12 protein-coding genes are annotated in these 15,650 nt (G+C 60.6%); 10 read left to right on the top strand and 2 right to left on the bottom strand.

All coding sequences use genetic code 11. From position 1 onward, the window contains the following. Positions 1-22: 22 nt before the first annotated feature. The 5 genes from CQ002_RS23745 to CQ002_RS23725 all read left to right on the top strand — a co-directional run bounded on the left by CQ002_RS23745 (position 23) and on the right by CQ002_RS23725 (position 11,068). The gene (locus CQ002_RS23745) at positions 23-8,617 is read left to right on the top strand and encodes a hemagglutinin repeat-containing protein (RefSeq protein ID WP_105161434.1); all 8,595 of its coding nucleotides are present in this window, start codon (positions 23-25) and stop codon (positions 8,615-8,617) included. After that, positions 8,614-9,351, top strand: a complete 738-nt coding sequence (locus tag CQ002_RS23740) for a hypothetical protein (protein WP_105161435.1) — start codon at positions 8,614-8,616, stop codon at positions 9,349-9,351. The genes CQ002_RS23745 and CQ002_RS23740 overlap by 4 nt, the downstream gene beginning before the upstream one ends. A gap of 398 nt (positions 9,352-9,749) precedes the next feature. Then, complete coding sequence (locus tag CQ002_RS23735; RefSeq protein ID WP_146117481.1) at positions 9,750-10,328, top strand: hypothetical protein; 579 nt, start codon at positions 9,750-9,752, stop codon at positions 10,326-10,328. Between the two features lie 200 nt (positions 10,329-10,528). After that, positions 10,529-10,837 (top strand): hypothetical protein, encoded by a 309-nt coding sequence (locus CQ002_RS23730; RefSeq protein ID WP_234010371.1) that lies wholly within the window; start codon positions 10,529-10,531, stop codon positions 10,835-10,837. 63 nt (positions 10,838-10,900) lie between these two features. Beyond that, a complete protein-coding gene (locus CQ002_RS23725; protein ID WP_177431181.1) occupies positions 10,901-11,068 on the top strand; it encodes a hypothetical protein in 168 nt (55 codons plus the stop codon). 42 nt (positions 11,069-11,110) lie between these two features. Here CQ002_RS23725 and CQ002_RS23720 read toward each other — a convergent pair whose 3' ends face one another. Both CQ002_RS23720 and CQ002_RS23715 read right to left on the bottom strand, forming a co-directional pair. Continuing rightward, a complete protein-coding gene (locus CQ002_RS23720) occupies positions 11,111-11,698 on the bottom strand; it encodes a hypothetical protein (protein ID WP_105161438.1) in 588 nt (195 codons plus the stop codon). Between the two features lie 16 nt (positions 11,699-11,714). Continuing rightward, complete coding sequence (locus CQ002_RS23715) at positions 11,715-12,326, bottom strand: hypothetical protein (RefSeq protein WP_034101851.1); 612 nt, start codon at positions 12,324-12,326, stop codon at positions 11,715-11,717. Between the two features lie 169 nt (positions 12,327-12,495). Between CQ002_RS23715 and CQ002_RS23710 the strand changes: the two genes are divergently transcribed. The 5 genes from CQ002_RS23710 (at position 12,496) to CQ002_RS23690 (ending at position 15,647) form a co-directional block, all read left to right on the top strand. After that, positions 12,496-13,113 carry a hypothetical protein gene (locus tag CQ002_RS23710; protein ID WP_034101852.1) on the top strand — a complete coding sequence of 206 codons (618 nt, stop codon included), beginning with the start codon at positions 12,496-12,498 and terminating at the stop codon, positions 13,111-13,113. Positions 13,114-13,300: 187 nt separating this feature from the next. Next, a complete protein-coding gene (locus CQ002_RS23705; protein ID WP_105161439.1) occupies positions 13,301-13,882 on the top strand; it encodes a hypothetical protein in 582 nt (193 codons plus the stop codon). Positions 13,883-13,927: 45 nt separating this feature from the next. After that, a complete protein-coding gene (locus CQ002_RS23700; RefSeq protein WP_098465532.1) occupies positions 13,928-14,608 on the top strand; it encodes a CsgG/HfaB family protein in 681 nt (226 codons plus the stop codon). A 29-nt stretch (positions 14,609-14,637) separates the two neighbouring features. Continuing rightward, positions 14,638-15,000 carry a DUF4810 domain-containing protein gene (locus tag CQ002_RS23695; protein WP_034101855.1) on the top strand — a complete coding sequence of 121 codons (363 nt, stop codon included), beginning with the start codon at positions 14,638-14,640 and terminating at the stop codon, positions 14,998-15,000. Next, a complete protein-coding gene (locus CQ002_RS23690) occupies positions 14,997-15,647 on the top strand; it encodes a DUF799 domain-containing protein (RefSeq protein WP_034101856.1) in 651 nt (216 codons plus the stop codon). The genes CQ002_RS23695 and CQ002_RS23690 overlap by 4 nt, the downstream gene beginning before the upstream one ends. Positions 15,648-15,650: the final 3 nt, after the last annotated feature.

Raw genomic sequence — 15,650 nt, 5'->3', positions numbered from 1 at the left:
CCGCTGCCCTGAGATCTTGAATATGGACGTTCGCCCTGTTTCTGCCCTGAAAAGCCTGACCCAGCGTGGCCTTGCGCTGATCCTGGCCAATGCGCTGTTCTGGCAGCCGCTGCTGGCCCATGCCGACGGCATTGTCGTCAGTGGCCCGGGCACCACGGTCGGGCAGGCAGGCAATGGCGTGCCGGTGGTGAATATCGCCACGCCCAATGGCAGCGGCTTGTCGCACAACCAGTTCAAAGACTACAACGTCGGCCCCAACGGCGTGATCCTCAACAACGCCAGCGGGCCGGTGCAAAGCACGCAACTGGGCGGGATCATCGTCGGCAACCCGAACCTCAGGGGCGGCGCCGCCAGTGTGATCCTCAACGAAGTCAAAGGTGGCAGCCCCAGCCAGTTGCGCGGTTATACCGAGGTGGCCGGCCAGTCGGCGAAGGTCATCGTGGCCAACCCCTACGGCATCAGTTGCAACGGCTGCGGCTTCATCAACACCCCCAACGTCACCCTGACCACCGGCAAACCGGTGATCGACAAAGTCGGTCGCCTGGACCACTACCAGGTCGATGGCGGCGCCGTGACGATCGACGGCCAGGGGTTGAACGCAAGTAACGTGGACCGCTTCGAAATCATCACCCGCTCCGCCAAGATCAACGCGAAGATCAACGCCCGCCAACTGGCCGTGATCGCCGGGCGCAACGACGTCGATGCACAAAGCCTGAAGACCACCGCCCGTGCTGACGACGGCAGCGCCAAGCCGGAACTGGCGATCGACTCCAGCGCCCTGGGCGGCATGTATGCCGGCGCGATCAAGTTGGTGGGCACCGAGGCGGGAGTCGGCGTGAAGCTCGACGGCACGCTCGCCGCCAGCGGTGGTGATATCCAGCTCGATGCCAACGGTCACTTGAGCATGGCCCAGGCCGCGTCCAGTGGCGCGGTGGACATTAAAGCGGCGAGCCTCGACGCGGGCGGGCCGGTATATGCCGGCACCACGCTCAAGGTGCAAACCAAGGGCGAGCTGAAGAACCGCAAGACCCTCGCCGCTCGTGACAGCATCACCCTGGCCAGCAACGGCAAGTTGACCAACAACGGCATCATCGAAGCCGGGGTCAACGCCGACAACACCCGTAATCCCAAGGGGGACGTCAAGCTCGACGCCCAGCACATCACCAACACCGGCACGGTTATCGCCAACCGCACGCTCACCGCCAACGCCGCGCAAACCCTGGACAACCAGGGCGGCACCTTGAGCGCGACACAGGCGCTGACTGTGAGCGCCGACCGTGTCGACAACCAGAACAAGGGTCGCCTGCTCAGCGACAATGCGCTGACCGTCACCAGCGCTCAACTCAACAACAGCCACAACGGCGTGATCTCCAGCGACGGCGCACAGACCCTCAATGTCAGTGGTTTGCTGGACAACAGCGCAGGCGGCTCCATCGACAGCACGGGCGCCTTCGAACTGCACGGCCAAACCTTCGACAACAGCGCCGGCAGCCTTACCGCTGGCGGCGCGATCACCCTCGACCTGCTCGGTGACCTGATCAACCGCAACGGCAAGCTGGCAAGTGCCGGCCCTCTGCTGATCCAGCGCGCCGGCCACATCGATAACCAGGGCGGCAAGCTCGCCAGCCAGGGCCTGCTGACACTTTTCGCCAACAGCATCGACAACCAGGCGAGCGGCACTTTGGCTGCCAACGATGACCTGGCCCTCACCGTGGACGGTCTGGTGCAGAACGGCGCCAATGGACTTATCCACAGTGAGAAGGCTGGGCTGAACCTGAAGGTTGGCACCCTGGAAAACGACGGCGGGCGGCTCGCGGCCAAGGCCGGTGACGTGCTGATCGATGCCCGCCAGTTCAACAACGGCAGCGGCGCCGTATTCGCCGCCCAGCGTGTGTCTCTGCGGGGTGGGAATGTCGACAACGCCGGCCAGATCGCCGGGCAGGTGGTTGACGCCAAACTGGGCGGGGCATTGGTCAACCGCGGCTTGATCGAAAGCGCCACGACCCTGGATATCGACACCGCCAGCCTGACCAATAGCGGCCAGATGCGCGCGTTGGGCGCCACTGGCAAAACCCGCTACGCCATCGGCGGCCTGCTGAACAATAGCGGCAGCCTGGAGACCGCCAACACCGAACTGAGCCTGGCTGCCGGCACCTTCCAGAACAGGGGTGGCAGCGTGCTGCATGTGGGCACGGGCGTGCTCGACCTCAGTGGTATCAGCCTCGACGACGTCGGCGGCAGCCTGGTGACCCATGGCGACCTGACCCTCGACAAAGACAACTGGACCAACAGCACCGCGATCCAGGCCGGGCGCCTGACCGTCAATGTCGACAACCTGCACCAGACCGCCAGCGGCAAGCTGCTCGGCACCCGCAGCCTGGTCGGCAACGGCCGGGACTGGTCCGTCAGCGGTACCGTCGCCAGCCAGGGCACCCTCGACCTGTCGGTGGGCAACGTGCTCAATGACCACGGCCTGATCTTCAGCGCCGGCGATATGGGCCTGCGTGTCGAGCGCCTGAAAAACCTCGCCGCCGATATCTACACCATGGGCAACCTGCGCATCGACCGAGACGGCCAGGGCGGGCTGGCGACCAGCATCATCAACAGCTCGGGCACGATCGAAAGCGAGCGCAACCTGATCCTCGCCGCCAGCACCCTCGAAAACGTCCGCACCGTGCTCACCACCGAATCCGGCATCTACAGCGCTTCGATCACACCGACCGCGTGTATCGAACGCGTCACCGGCGGCGACTGCGACGGCGGCAAGCAGAACCGTCCGTTCCTGATCACCCAGCGTGATCACTTCATCGTCAGCGACGCCACCGCGGGGTCGAGCATCACCTCGGGTGGCAACATGCTGCTCACCGGTGGCTCGCTGCTCAACAGCAGCAGTAGCATCGCCGCTGGCGGCAACCTCAGCGCCATCGTCAACCAGTTGACCAACGTCGGCGTCGCGACCCACGACACCCAGTACGAGCGCATCTTCACTTCCGAGCGTGAACGCCGTCCTGAGGGCTGGTATCGCGAGGCGGCCGCGTTCACCAAGCGTTACGCGGCGAGCCAGGACATGAGCGGTGTCGAAGCCGCCATGGCTGCGTTCATCGGCAAGATGGAAAGCGAGCAGACCGGCCTGCGCAAGACCACCCAATTGTCGACGCCAGACCAGAGCTACGCTGCCGTCATTCAAGCGGGTGGCGCGGTGGATGTGAAAGCCCAGGCCGGTATCGACAACAACGTCGTGCGCGGTGGCTACACCTACGTCGGCAGCGGCGCCAATACCCATGCACCGGGCTACTCCACCCAGGTCATCCTCAACCCGCAATTGCCGCCAGACGTCGCCCAGCAACAGGTCAACCCGCTGGGCTTGCCAGGCTTCGGCCTGCCCGCCGGGCAGAACGGCCTGTTCCACCTCAACGACGGCAATGGCGTCAACGGCCTGCCCACCAGCCAGTTCGCAAGCAGCCCGCACAAATACCTGATCGAGACCAACCCGGCGCTGACCGATATGGGCAAGTTCCTGGGGTCGGACTACATGCTGTCCAAGCTCGGCTACAACCCCGACACCGCGCAGAAGCGCCTGGGTGATGGCTTCTACGAACAACGCCTGATCCAGCAAGCCGTGCTCGCCCGCACCGGCCAGCGTTTCATCGACGGCCAGACCAGCGACGCCGACCTGTTCAAGCACCTGATGGACAACGCCATCGGCAGCAAAACCGCGCTTAACCTGTCGGTGGGCGTAAGCCTGACTGCCGAACAGGTCGCGGCCTTGACCCACGACATCGTATGGCTGGAAAACGCCACTGTCGCCGGCCAGCAAGTGTTGGTCCCTGTGCTGTACCTGGCCCAGGCCAACAACCGCCTGGCGCCCAATGGTGCATTGATTACCGGCAGCGACCTCAACCTGATGGCCGGCACCCATCTCAACAACGTTGGCACCCTGCGCGCCACCAGCGGCCTGCTTGCCAACGCTGGCGGCAACCTGACCAACAGCGGGCTGATGGAGGCGGGCGGTCGTCTCGACCTGCTCAGCGGCAACAACCTGACCAACCGTGCCGGTGGTGTGCTTGTCGGGCGAGACGTCAACCTCGCCGCCGGTGCCGAGTTGCTCAACCAACGCACCGTCACCACCCACGAAAGCGCCAGCAACTACCGCACCGAGCGCAGTGACTTCGTCGACAGCGCCGCGCGTATCGAATCGGCCAACACCCTCGCGCTGCAAGCCGGCGGCAACATCAACAACGTCGGCGGTGTGCTCAAGAGTGGCGCCGACACGGCTGCCCAAGCCAAGGGCGACATCAATATCACCGCCTCGCAAACCCTCGACAGTGGCCACATCGGCAAGCGTTCGAACTACATCACCATCGCCCAGCAAGGCTCGGTGGTCGATGCCGGCCGCGATCTGCACGTGGTCGCCGGGCGCGACATCAGCGTGGGCGCCAGCCAAGTCGAAGCCAAGCGCGATCTCAACCTGATCGCCACGCGCGACCTTAACGCCATCGCTGTCGCCAACGAGCGGCATTCGGCATCCAGCTCGAAAAAGGTCAAGAGCATCGAGGACCACGTGCAGCAAGTGTCCAGCGTGCTCAAGGCCGGCGGCGACGCCAACCTCAGCGCCGGGCAGGACCTGCAACTGGTGGCCAGCCAAGTGAATGCCGGCAACGAGGCCTACCTGGTGTCCGGCAAGAACCTCAGCCTGCGCAGTGCTGAAGACCAGGACTACAGCTTCTACAGCAAGACCAAGAAAACCTCCCAGGGCAAGAAAATCCGCCTGGATGAAACCGACGTGGTGAACAACGTTGGCAGCCTCGTCAGCGCGGGCACCCACGGCACGGTGGTAGCGGGTGAGAACCTGCTGTTGGCAGGCAGTGCCGTCACCGCCGAAAAAGGCGCCGCGCAATTGGTCGCGGGGCAGGACGTGAGCATCCTCGCCGTGAGCAATTCCGACAGCGCACGCCATGAGCGCAAGGAAAGCAAAAGCAGCTGGGGTGGGCTCAAGTCGAGCAAGGTCCAGGACAACGTTGACGAAAAACGCACCACGGCCATGGGCAGCATGGTCTCGGGTGAAACCGTCACTGTGGGGGCCAAGCGCGATGCGACCGTCACGGGTTCGGCGCTGGTCAGCACCGGCGACCTTGCCGTGCAGGCTGGCCGCGACCTGACCATCGACGCGGCGCAGAACACCTTCTCCCGCATCGACATGCACAAGGAAAAGAACCGCGACCTCACCGGCGTATTGACCGGCAACTCGCTGGGCCTGGATGACATCACCGGCAACCAGAAGCTGTATATCAACAGCTCGAAACACAACGGCACGGCCAATGAAACGACCTTGACCGGCAGCACTGTTGGGTCGAGTGCGGGGAATGTGTCGTTGACGGCGGGCCGTGAGTTGAAGGTGATTGCCAGTGATCTGGTGAGCACCAGGAACATGGCCCTCACCGGCTCAAATGTGAGCATCGAGGCGGGCGCGGAGACCGCCCGGCAAACGTCCGAGGACAGCGCCAGGAGCCTCGCGGTTGGACGGGTGATTGGCGGTGCAGTGGTCGACACTGCACGCAGTATTCGTGATGCGACCGAGGCTGCCAAGAACGCCGATGACCCACGGCTCAAAGCTGTGAAAATCGCCCAGGCCGCACTCGCCACCTACAACTTGGCTGGACAGGCGTCGGACGCCAATGATCAGAGCGGCGGCTTCAAGAACAAGCAAGGTGGCACGCCAAGTAACGGTTCGCTGATCAAGATCGGTACTGAACTGGCCAATAACCGCAGCAAGAGCAGCAGCGAATTCAACAGCCTCACCGCCAAGCAAAGCACGCTCAACGCCGGGGAAGCGCTGTCGGTCATTGCCACGGGTGAGGCCGCAAACACGCAGGGTGATATCCAGATCACCGGCAGCAGCTTGAAAGCTGCCAGCACCTTGCTGCTGGCGAAAAATAATGTGTTGATGCAGAGCGCTCAGGACACCATCGACCGCAAGAACGAAGGGTCGAGCAACAAGACTGCGTTGGGTGCCAGTTTCAACATCGGCGAGCAAAACGGCTTCACCCTCGACTTGGGCGCGCAGGGGGCCAAGAACAATGGCAACGGTAATTCCGTCACCCAGGTCAACAGCACCCTCGATACCGGCAGCCTGCTGCTGCAGAGCGGTGGCAATACGACTCTGAAAGGCGCCCAGGTTCGCGCAGACAGCATCAAGGCGGACATTGGCGGCAACCTTACTGTCATCTCGCTGCAAGACACCGAGTCGTCGCGCAGTAAACAAAGCAGTGGCGGCTTCGGCGCAAGTATCTGCATTCCGCCGTTCTGCTACGGCTCTACCGTCGCGGGCTCGGCAAACCTTGCCGCCGCGAAGATGAACAGCGACTACAAGGGCGTCACCGATCAGAGCGGCCTGTTTGCCGGGGTAGGTGGCTACGACATCAATGTGGGCAAGACCACGACGCTGCAGGGCGCGGTGATTGCCAGTGACGCGTCAGCCGATAAGAACCGGCTCAGTACTGATCGACTTATCGTCAGCGACATCAACAATACCAGTGAGATCAAAAGCCAATCGGCCGGCATTTCGGTGTCGTCCAGCAGTGCGGGTGGCGCCTCGATGGGCGGCAGCATCCCGGTGGCGCTCAAGGATGAAGACCGCAGCCACACCCGCAGTGCGGTCAGCGAAGGCACGATTGTGGTTCGCAACCCCGAGGGCGCGAATGATCTGGTGGGCTTGAACCGTGATACCGCCAATGCCAATCACAAACTCGATCGGCCTGATGAAAAGGCCATGCGGGAACGTATCGACCTGATTCAAAGCTCGGCGCAGTTGGCCAGTGGGGTTATCAGTGCGGTTGGCAAGGCAAAGGCCGATGAAGCCAAGACACTGGCCGAACGGGCAAAGGCCCAGACAGAAGCGGGTTCGCCCGATGCAGGTGCATCAGTACAGGCGGCAAACTCCGCGTACATCGACGCCCAGCGTTGGCAGGTGGGTGGTGACAAGCGCTTGATGGCGGACATCGCTTCCGGGCTGATTGCGGCTGGGCTGGGTGGAGCACCGGTTGGAACAACCGTGGGGATTGTAGCCAACACCGCCTCCAGCGATATTTTCAACAAGATAGGTGATTACGCCCGGTCCCGCGCGACGGATCCCACGTCGGACGCTGCCACGCGAGCAGCCTGGGCTGAAGGTGGCGCGGCGCGTGTGATGCTGCACGCGTTGGCCGGCGCAGCCATCGGGTTGTCCAGTGGCAATGTGCAAAGTGGTGCCTTGGGGGCAGGCGCGTCGGCTGCGTTGCTGCCGACCATTGGGCGTGCACTGGAAAGCAGTGGGTTATCGGACACAGAACAGAAAACGGTCGCTGCATTGATCGCCTCAGGCGTAGGCGGTGCCGCCGCGTCTGGTAATGGTATCGCCGGGTCGATAGTTGCGGGCGGGGCGGCTTACGGCGTCGAGAAATTCAATCGGCAAATGCACCCGGACGAAGTCGCCCTGGTGAAGAAACAGGTCGGCGCGTTGGCCAAGGCTGCCAACATTACTGAAGCAGAGGCGGAGAAGCGGCTCGCTAACGCGTTCGTGTATTACACCGATGCCGACTGGCACGCTGTCGTCGATGCCAATCAGTCCAAGCCTGATGCACTGACGTTGAGTTACTTGGGTATCGCTCTGGCGCCCATTGCCAGTCGATACGATGTCGTACAGGCCATGGGGGATGTGCCTGTATTGATTAACCCAGGAAAAGTCTATTCGCCCACAGAAACTGAAGCGTTCATTCGAGACTTCCGCCTCAACCACCCGCTTGAGTATGCGACTTCAGAGATCAATGGCGAGTATTTGATCGGTAGCTATGGCTCTGCCGTGGCCCAACAGCGAGATTTCTATCAGAAAAATCTCTTCCAGATGCCCTCGTTCAATGAGCTGGTACTAGGCAGTTCATTAGGCCTGATTGCAGGTACGGCAAATGGCGCTGCTGTGGTGGGCAGCGGTGTGGTGTCGTTGGGTAAAGGGTTGGTCACTGACTTCGCCGGGACCAGCTCGCTGGTCGCCAATGGGCTTCTGGCAACACTGTCAGGTAGAAACTCGTCCGACGCCGGTATGGAGCGGGACATTCAAAGCTATCTCTACTCGCTTCAAGGAAATATGCGGGGCGCGGCGGAGATTGAGGCAAGTAAAGCGACGGAGTTTGCGCTGGGCATGATCCCGGCGGGGCGAATAGGCGTTGCCGGCCAGGCGGCTGAAGTTGTCATCGTCAGAAACCCGGTGGTGAAACTCAACAATCAGATTGGTAATTCCTTTGACGAGTACGTGGCGGCCACTCGTTTGGCTGGGCTGGATGCCCGGGGCCTACTGGCCAAGCAAGAGCGCCTGCCAACGCCTGATGTGGATGGCCGAAACTATGTCATTCCTGACTACACGATTTACCGGCAAGATGGGAAAGTGGCGGCTTATGCTGACGCCAAGACCGGCGCGGAAATCCCCTTTGATGCCCAAGCGCGTGGCCTGATTGAGTGGTCAACGGTGTCGCAGACCAAAACCCTGATTTACTACACACCGACAGGATCGACTCCCATCAGCCCCCACCTGCTAAATTATGCCCGGCAAGCAGGTGTTGCAATTAAACAGGTAGCGGTTAAATGAGTAATTTGGTGAGCGGTCTGTCCTTTTCGCTGTGCTTTGCGTCGGACTTCGAAGACCAGGATATGGCCCAGAAAATTCTTGAGGTTTTTCTCTCGGCGCCCGCCAGCGTCAGGCCCAAGAAGTTTGGTGCGTTTCAACCGTCCGAGAAAATCCAAGAGACCAGCACGTTGCTTGACGTCCTGACCAACAAGGCTGGCAACAAAGCTGGGGTGCGGGCGGGGAGTTTGATTCTTGAGCACAGCAAAAGCTGTAGTTATCAGGTGCAGTGGAATAAAACCAATAGGCCTACGTTTTCTTTTATCTCCGGGCATTTGATGTTTTCAGCGATGTCCAAGGGCACCGTGCTTGACGACTTTATTGCGCTGGTCAAGCAGTTGGCGGTCGTGCTGTCTCCGGCCTACGGAGAAATTCGGAGCATGGCGGTAAAGAACTGGGACGCGCCCATGAATCTATTGATTCGCCTGCCCGATGTGCCGCCTGTTTCCATTTATGGAAAGGAATACATCGCGCATTTCGGCGAGGAAAAAATCAAGGCGTTTCCGTTCGGCACGGTGGAGCAAGTCGGAGAAGGCTACTGGGTGACTGCTCACCCTTCTGTGCTGGAAGAGGTGCCAAGTGCCCGACGTGCAGAGGTGCGCAGCTATTTTGGCGAGCAAAGCTTCATGGCGGATGGCAAATGGCGATACACCGAAGGGAGTGCGCCTGACTTTGACCTGGCTTTTTCTATCGTGTGAGCACCTGATCTCTCTGTTTGATGGCACCTGGCTTCTGGACAAAGATCCGTCGTCACCCGCTTTTGCCCGATACGTAGTCGGCAGCACTTCGAAGCGGTGCGTTATTGGAAGCGGGTGATTAGCGATCTGCGTAAGAGGCGGCGGTGACTACTCATCACAAGTTGTTGGAGAACGCGCTCGGCGCGCTAGGTCTGCCAGAGGCACTGGTGGCGTGTGCTTTGGGGCGCACCAGCCCTGCGGTCTTCAATCTGGAAGCACCTGCCCGGTGGTATGTCTTCCCACCGGCACTGATCCCTGTATGGAGCGACGGGTCGTGGCCGACTTATATTGGCTACTGGAAGCATTGGTTCGTCGAGCGCGAGCCCTGTTTCGTGAAGATGTACGTAGGTTCAGGCCTTATGACTGTCGAGATCGCCCGCACGTGCGAGCAATTGATGGGCGTGCTGGCGATGATGTCGATCAGCCTTGAGGACGGCGTTACCCCGCAGCTTGAGCGGTTTGCCACGACAGTAGGGCTCGATTGCCTCGATGCGCTGGATGCGCAGTCGTTGAAGACCGGTGACGACCCGCAGGGCTTCGTCAACGTTGATCTGTTCAAAACACTGACGCCGCTGCAGAGCATGGCTGACGGATCGTCGGCCTACACCGGAGACTTTCCCGCCCCGGCCAACCTCAACCGCAAGTGGTGGGAAACCAGTTGCTCCTTCGAGATTGTCGACCAACCCCTGTGTCTACCGGCCGATGCAGAGTTGCCCGCCTGGTTTGCTGCCGACGTTGAGAAAAAACCGTTGTTCGACGACTTTATGGCCGCGGGTCGCCTGGATTACGCCTGGCTGACCTTGAACTCCACAGGCTGGTCGATCGCTGATGCCCGGCAGGCGCTAGTCGCGTTGCAGGCCCAGGCCGGCGATGAGGACTTTGATCAGGTTGCCGCTTATTGGTTGTCCGTTGCGGATCTGGATGCCGGGGGTTATTGAGGTTGAAAAGACGGGTTTAACCAGAGTGAAGTCGCGGAGAAATGTTGCCTGTTTTTTATAGTAAATCCTGGTTCCGTGCGAAAAAAATCGCTCTGGAGCCAATGGACACATCCATCGCACGCGCCAGGCATCAGGCGGGAGCGCCCTATGCTGTTCTAATAGGGTCAGCAACCACACCGTCGTGTTTTATTGAGATGTTGATGGATAAGCGCATGGTCGGCGTCGGTTTCCTTGATGATGAGGGCCGCGAGTACCTGACCTATCAGTTTCATTATCTAAACGGTGAACAGCTTTTCCTCACGATGGCGACTCACCGCGAATTCGAGGCAGCCAAGGTTATCCTTGGGACAACCTATATATTCAACCAGCAGGGCTCGCTTGTAATCCGCCGTGAACACCTGAATCCTTATCGACTGGAAGAGACTCAATCAACGTTTGACCCCACGGGGAACTACGAACCAGCGCCGGCATTTGGTGATTATTCAACGCTGATGAAAATCAATCGGTGACCGGTCGGCTCTTACGCTCGGCACGCGCGTCACCTATTTTTGTTATCGCTGGAGCAACATCGCATGGCAGTGGTGGGTTACCCGCACCCTACACGCTGCAGCGCCTTCCAGTCGTTCCTGCGCAATGTGTCGAAGCTGCTGCTCAGTGTGCTGGATGGGGTCTTTGTGTTGTTCGGCCAGCTTCGCCGCTTGGGCGATAGGTTGGCCAAGACGGTTGTCATCAATACATGAGCGGGGCGTCCTGAAGGGGCCGCCCGCTCTGCGTCCGGCGCGTTACAACAACTTGCGTTGCACGGCTTCATCCAGCGTGCTGCGGGTCAGCGCTTCGATCAGTTCCCGCGTGTCGCTCTGGAACGGGATACCCACGATCAGCACCAAGTGCATCCAGGTGCGCACCGACTCGCTCTTCTTGACGCGGCCCAGCTCCTTGCCGTCCTTGTCCTTGAACACCGTTTCCAGGGTGAACGTGTTCTTCGCCGTGGTCGGGATCACGAAGAACGTGAAGCCAGTGATGAACGCCGATACCGGGCTGTAATCTTCGTTGTTATACAGCGTGGCGTCGGCATAGATGTCCGAGTCGACCTTGTCGGTGCTCACGCGCGAAAACCGGTTGGATTCGCGATACGAATCGGCCACCGCCTTTTCCCACAGGGCCGCCGGCTTGCCGCCTGCCGCGTTGCCCGGGCCGCCGTTGACCTGGTTCAGCGCAGTGGTGCGCACGTAGGCCGTGGGTTTTTGCGCCGGTGCGTTAGCAGTCGGCGGCCAGGTGTGTACGGGCGGCAATTCGTGTTGCGAGTAAGACACGCAGCCGGTCAGCAAGACTGCGGCGAGTACCAGGCTGTGTTTGATCAATCCTTTCACGTGTTGCTCCTTGAAACTAAGGTTTCGCCAGGTTGGCGGTAGCGGTGTCGAGCAATTGCGCGATGAGCTTGGTCAGTTGCTGGCCGCCCATCGAAGGCGCCCAATATTGGCCGCTGTAAAGCCCGACGTTGTGTTCGAACTTGATCGACTCCTTCGCCGACGCCAGTTCCTTCCCGTCGCGATCTACGATGACCAAGTCGCCGGCCACGTCAAAACTGTCCACGTAGATCGGGCCATTGACCCAGATCCAAATGGTCAGCGTCAGCAACGCGCCGGGCACGTAGGCCGGATGCGGAGCGCGATGGCCCTTGAGGGAGGTCATGTTGAATGTGAGCGTCACGTCGTGCTCGCCCAGGCGTACCGGGTACTCGGTGACCTGCTTGAAGTAACCCGCCGTGCGCACGTACTGGTTGATCTGGGCCGTCAGGGAGCGGCTGATAGCCGTCTTGTTGGCCTCGTTGACGTCGGCGTCATTCACCCTCACATCGGCGACTTGCGCACTGCGCGGGCTGCTTGTGGATGCTGGGTGGAGTGGGGCGCCGACAGGGCCAGTGACGGTGTAGGAGACACAGCCGGTCATTGACAGCGCGACGACCAGAGCGGTAGCCCTGGAAAGGGTCTTGAGCACGTAATATCCCTATAAAAGAACGAACCAAGCCACTGTCTCGACCCGCTTGTGCATAACTTGAGTGTGCAATTTTTGTTTCACGCACGCGGTGTGACCGACTTCCGAGCGTGGCAGTAGAGGAGTAGAGTCGCCTCCCCGTATTTCCCGTCTCGCATGGAAGCTATTTGCAATGAACCTGAGATCCCTCGCCCTGTGCAGCACACTGCTGCTATCCGCTTGCAACCACCAACCTTGGGTGCCTTACGTTGAGCCGGCTGCCGGTACCGACACCGCCCAGTTGCGTGTTATCACCAACGGTGAAGTCCGTGGCGGTGAATACACGGGGTGCGTGGGCAAGGAACAAGGCTTGGCCAAGGCCGGGCGTTTCAGCGAAGACGGTCAGCCAAGCATCAATTACCCGCAGTCGCCCGTGACGCCGCGGCAACTCGGCATGCCACCGCGCATGATGCCGACAATGGACCAATACCTGGGGGTTATCAGCATGGCCGAAGGTGCCTACACCGAGATCGTCGCTGAATACCAGGTGCCCGCCGGCAAGCCGTTTGTACTCAAGCGAGAAGAGTTGGTCGCAGGTATCGACGGTCATCGCTACTTCAAGTGCGTGGCAGACACCCGAGTGGTCATGTTCGAGAGCGGCAAGCGCTACGAGCTCTTTACCGGGATGCAGTACGTCAAGGCGCCGGATGGCAGCACATCGCGGCGGTGCCCGTTTCTGATCTATGAGTTGTCTGCTGGCGACTACATGCCGATCCCGGCGAGCGCGCCGGCTAATCGGGTTTGCCAATAAGAACAAAGCGTTCCTTCATGGTTTTGTTTTGCCAGACAAGGTCTTAGAAAAGACCCGCGGCCTTCTCAAGGGATTTCGCCAGTAAAGCGGCGCAGCCTTGACGCCAAAACAACTTGAGAACGTCTTTCAACTCCGTAAAATGCCGCGATTGTTTAAAGTGCGATACTTTTCAGGGACGAATTCAGACATGCGTGTGTTTGTCGTATTTCTCGCGGCTTGCCTCATGGCAGGCTGTGCCTCCAAGCCGGCGTACTACGTTTCCCCGGCACCGGTCACTATTCCCAAGACAGCCACCTACTGGGTCGACACCTTCGACGTTGAGGTGGGGGGCAAAAGCAAGTACTTCATGCCCGACGACAAGGTTCGCCAGGAATTGGGCGTCGACCTGGTCGACCGTTTGCTCAAGGCCAAGCGCTACGCTGCCAGCAAGGAAACCGCCGATTACTTGCTGGACGTGGATATCGTCTACGTGCGCCATATCATCGACTCCAACGGCGGGCTGTCCAACCTGGTGATCGACGACGGCACCATCCTGCAAAGCATCGATTTCGGCTACAAGGTCAAGGTCAAGAAAGCCGGGGTCGAAGTGTTGCACTTCGGTCAGGACCGGCCTGGCCTGGTACCCAACAACTGGGTGGGGCAGGTGCAGCAATGGAAGACCATCGGCGGCATCATTACCAATACCGGTAACGCCAGTGTGGAGCGACATTTCACTGGCGGGCTGAGCCGCTACATCATCGATGACCTGCGCGATATTCCGGCTCGATAACGGCACCCCGCACTCACCCTGGATTTCCCTACTTAGGAGCACCCTGTGAAAACACTGTCAAAAATCCTGCTGTCCGGCCTCACCGCCGCAGCGCTGCTGACCGTGGCCGGTTGCGCCACGGAAAGCAATCGCGCCATGCCGGTGGAGCAAGTCGCCAGCGCCAACGTCGCCTATTCCGGCGTGCGTGTGCCGATTGCCGTGGGCAAGTTCGACAACCGCTCCAGCTACATGCGCGGCATCTTCTCCGACGGCGTTGACCGCCTTGGTGGCCAGGCCAAGACCATCCTCATCACCCACTTGCAGCAAACCAACCGCTTCAGCGTGCTGGACCGCGACAACATGGGCGAAATCTCCCAGGAAGCCGCGATCAAAGGCACCGTGCAGAAGCTCAAGGGCGCTGACTACGTGGTGACGGGCGATGTGACCGAGTTCGGCCGCAAAGAGACCGGTGATCGCCAACTGTTCGGCATTCTCGGCCGTGGCAAGACCCAGGTGGCCTACGCCAAAGTCGCGCTGAATATCGTCAACATCAGCACCTCCGAAGTGGTGTATTCCACCCAGGGCGCCGGTGAGTACGCATTGTCCAACCGTGAAGTGGTCGGCTTCGGCGGCACCGCCAGCTACGACTCCACCCTCAATGGCAAGGTCCTGGACCTGGCCATGCGCGAAGCCATCAACCGCCTCGTCGACGGCATCAACGCCGGCGCCTGGAACCCGCGCAACTGATCAGCAGCACTTCAAGGAGCAGTACAAGGATGAGCAAGGCAGTCAAGTTGGCGCTGACGCTGACAGCAGTTGCAGCGGTCGCCGGGTGCCAGACGGCGCCCCAGCCGCTGTATCAATGGGAAAGCTACCAGCCGCAGGTTTACGAGTACTTCAAGGGTGAGCCCAAGGAAGCGCAGGTCGAGGCACTGGAGCGGGATCTGCAGAAGATCAACGCCAGCGGCCGCAAGGCCCCGCCGGGTTACCATGCCCACCTGGGCATGCTGTACCTGAGCATGGGCAAGGATGACCAGATGGTGCAGGAATTCCGCACCGAGAAGGCGCTGTTCCCTGAGTCTGCCGCGTACATGGACTTTTTGCTGAAGAACGCCAAGACCGGAGTCGCCACTAAATGAGCCTGTTGAAACTCACTGGCGCCTTGCTGGCCCTGGCCCTGCTCGGCGGTTGCGCAGCCCCCAAAACCATTGATTACACGGCATACAAACAGGCACGACCGAAGTCGATCCTGGTCCTGCCGCCGCTCAATGAGTCGCCGGAAGTGCAAGCGTCCTACAGCATGGTCTCGCAAGTGACCTACCCGTTGGCCGAAGCCGGCTACTACGTGCTGCCGATCGCCCTGGTGGACGAAACCTTCCGCCAGAACGGCCTCACCACCGCCAACGATATCCAGGGCGTGGCGCCGGCCAAGCTGCATGACATCTTCGGCGCGGACGCGGCGTTGTACATCACCGTCACCGAGTACGGCACCAAGTACATGCTGATCTCCAGCGACACCTCCGTGACGGCCTCGGCCAAACTGGTGGACCTGCGCACCGGCACCACCCTGTGGACCGGCTCGGCGCGGGCGTCCAGCGAGGAAGGCAATAACAACAGTGGTGGTCTCGTCGGCATGCTGATCACCGCGGCGGTCAAGCAAGTGATCAACAGCTCCACCGATGCGGCGCACCCGATTGCCGGCATCACCAGTGCGCGCCTGTTGTCGCCGGGGCAGCGTGCGGGGATCCTGTACGGTCCGCGCAACCCGAAATACGGGACCGACTGAACC

This window comes from Pseudomonas sp. MYb13, from assembly GCF_002980075.1.
Taxonomy (GTDB): domain Bacteria; phylum Pseudomonadota; class Gammaproteobacteria; order Pseudomonadales; family Pseudomonadaceae; genus Aquipseudomonas; species Aquipseudomonas lurida.
Note: the sequence above shows the minus strand (reverse complement) of the source record. Positions and strands in the feature narration are given on the sequence as shown.

Coding starts and splice junctions, on each gene's coding strand:
- CQ002_RS23745 (WP_105161434.1), top strand. CDS start 23: ATGGACGTTCGCCCTGTTTCTGCCCTGAAAAGCCTGACCCAGCGTGGC.
- CQ002_RS23740 (WP_105161435.1), top strand. CDS start 8,614: ATGAGTAATTTGGTGAGCGGTCTGTCCTTTTCGCTGTGCTTTGCGTCG.
- CQ002_RS23735 (WP_146117481.1), top strand. CDS start 9,750: ATGACTGTCGAGATCGCCCGCACGTGCGAGCAATTGATGGGCGTGCTG.
- CQ002_RS23730 (WP_234010371.1), top strand. CDS start 10,529: ATGGATAAGCGCATGGTCGGCGTCGGTTTCCTTGATGATGAGGGCCGC.
- CQ002_RS23725 (WP_177431181.1), top strand. CDS start 10,901: ATGGCAGTGGTGGGTTACCCGCACCCTACACGCTGCAGCGCCTTCCAG.
- CQ002_RS23710 (WP_034101852.1), top strand. CDS start 12,496: ATGAACCTGAGATCCCTCGCCCTGTGCAGCACACTGCTGCTATCCGCT.
- CQ002_RS23705 (WP_105161439.1), top strand. CDS start 13,301: ATGCGTGTGTTTGTCGTATTTCTCGCGGCTTGCCTCATGGCAGGCTGT.
- CQ002_RS23695 (WP_034101855.1), top strand. CDS start 14,638: ATGAGCAAGGCAGTCAAGTTGGCGCTGACGCTGACAGCAGTTGCAGCG.
- CQ002_RS23690 (WP_034101856.1), top strand. CDS start 14,997: ATGAGCCTGTTGAAACTCACTGGCGCCTTGCTGGCCCTGGCCCTGCTC.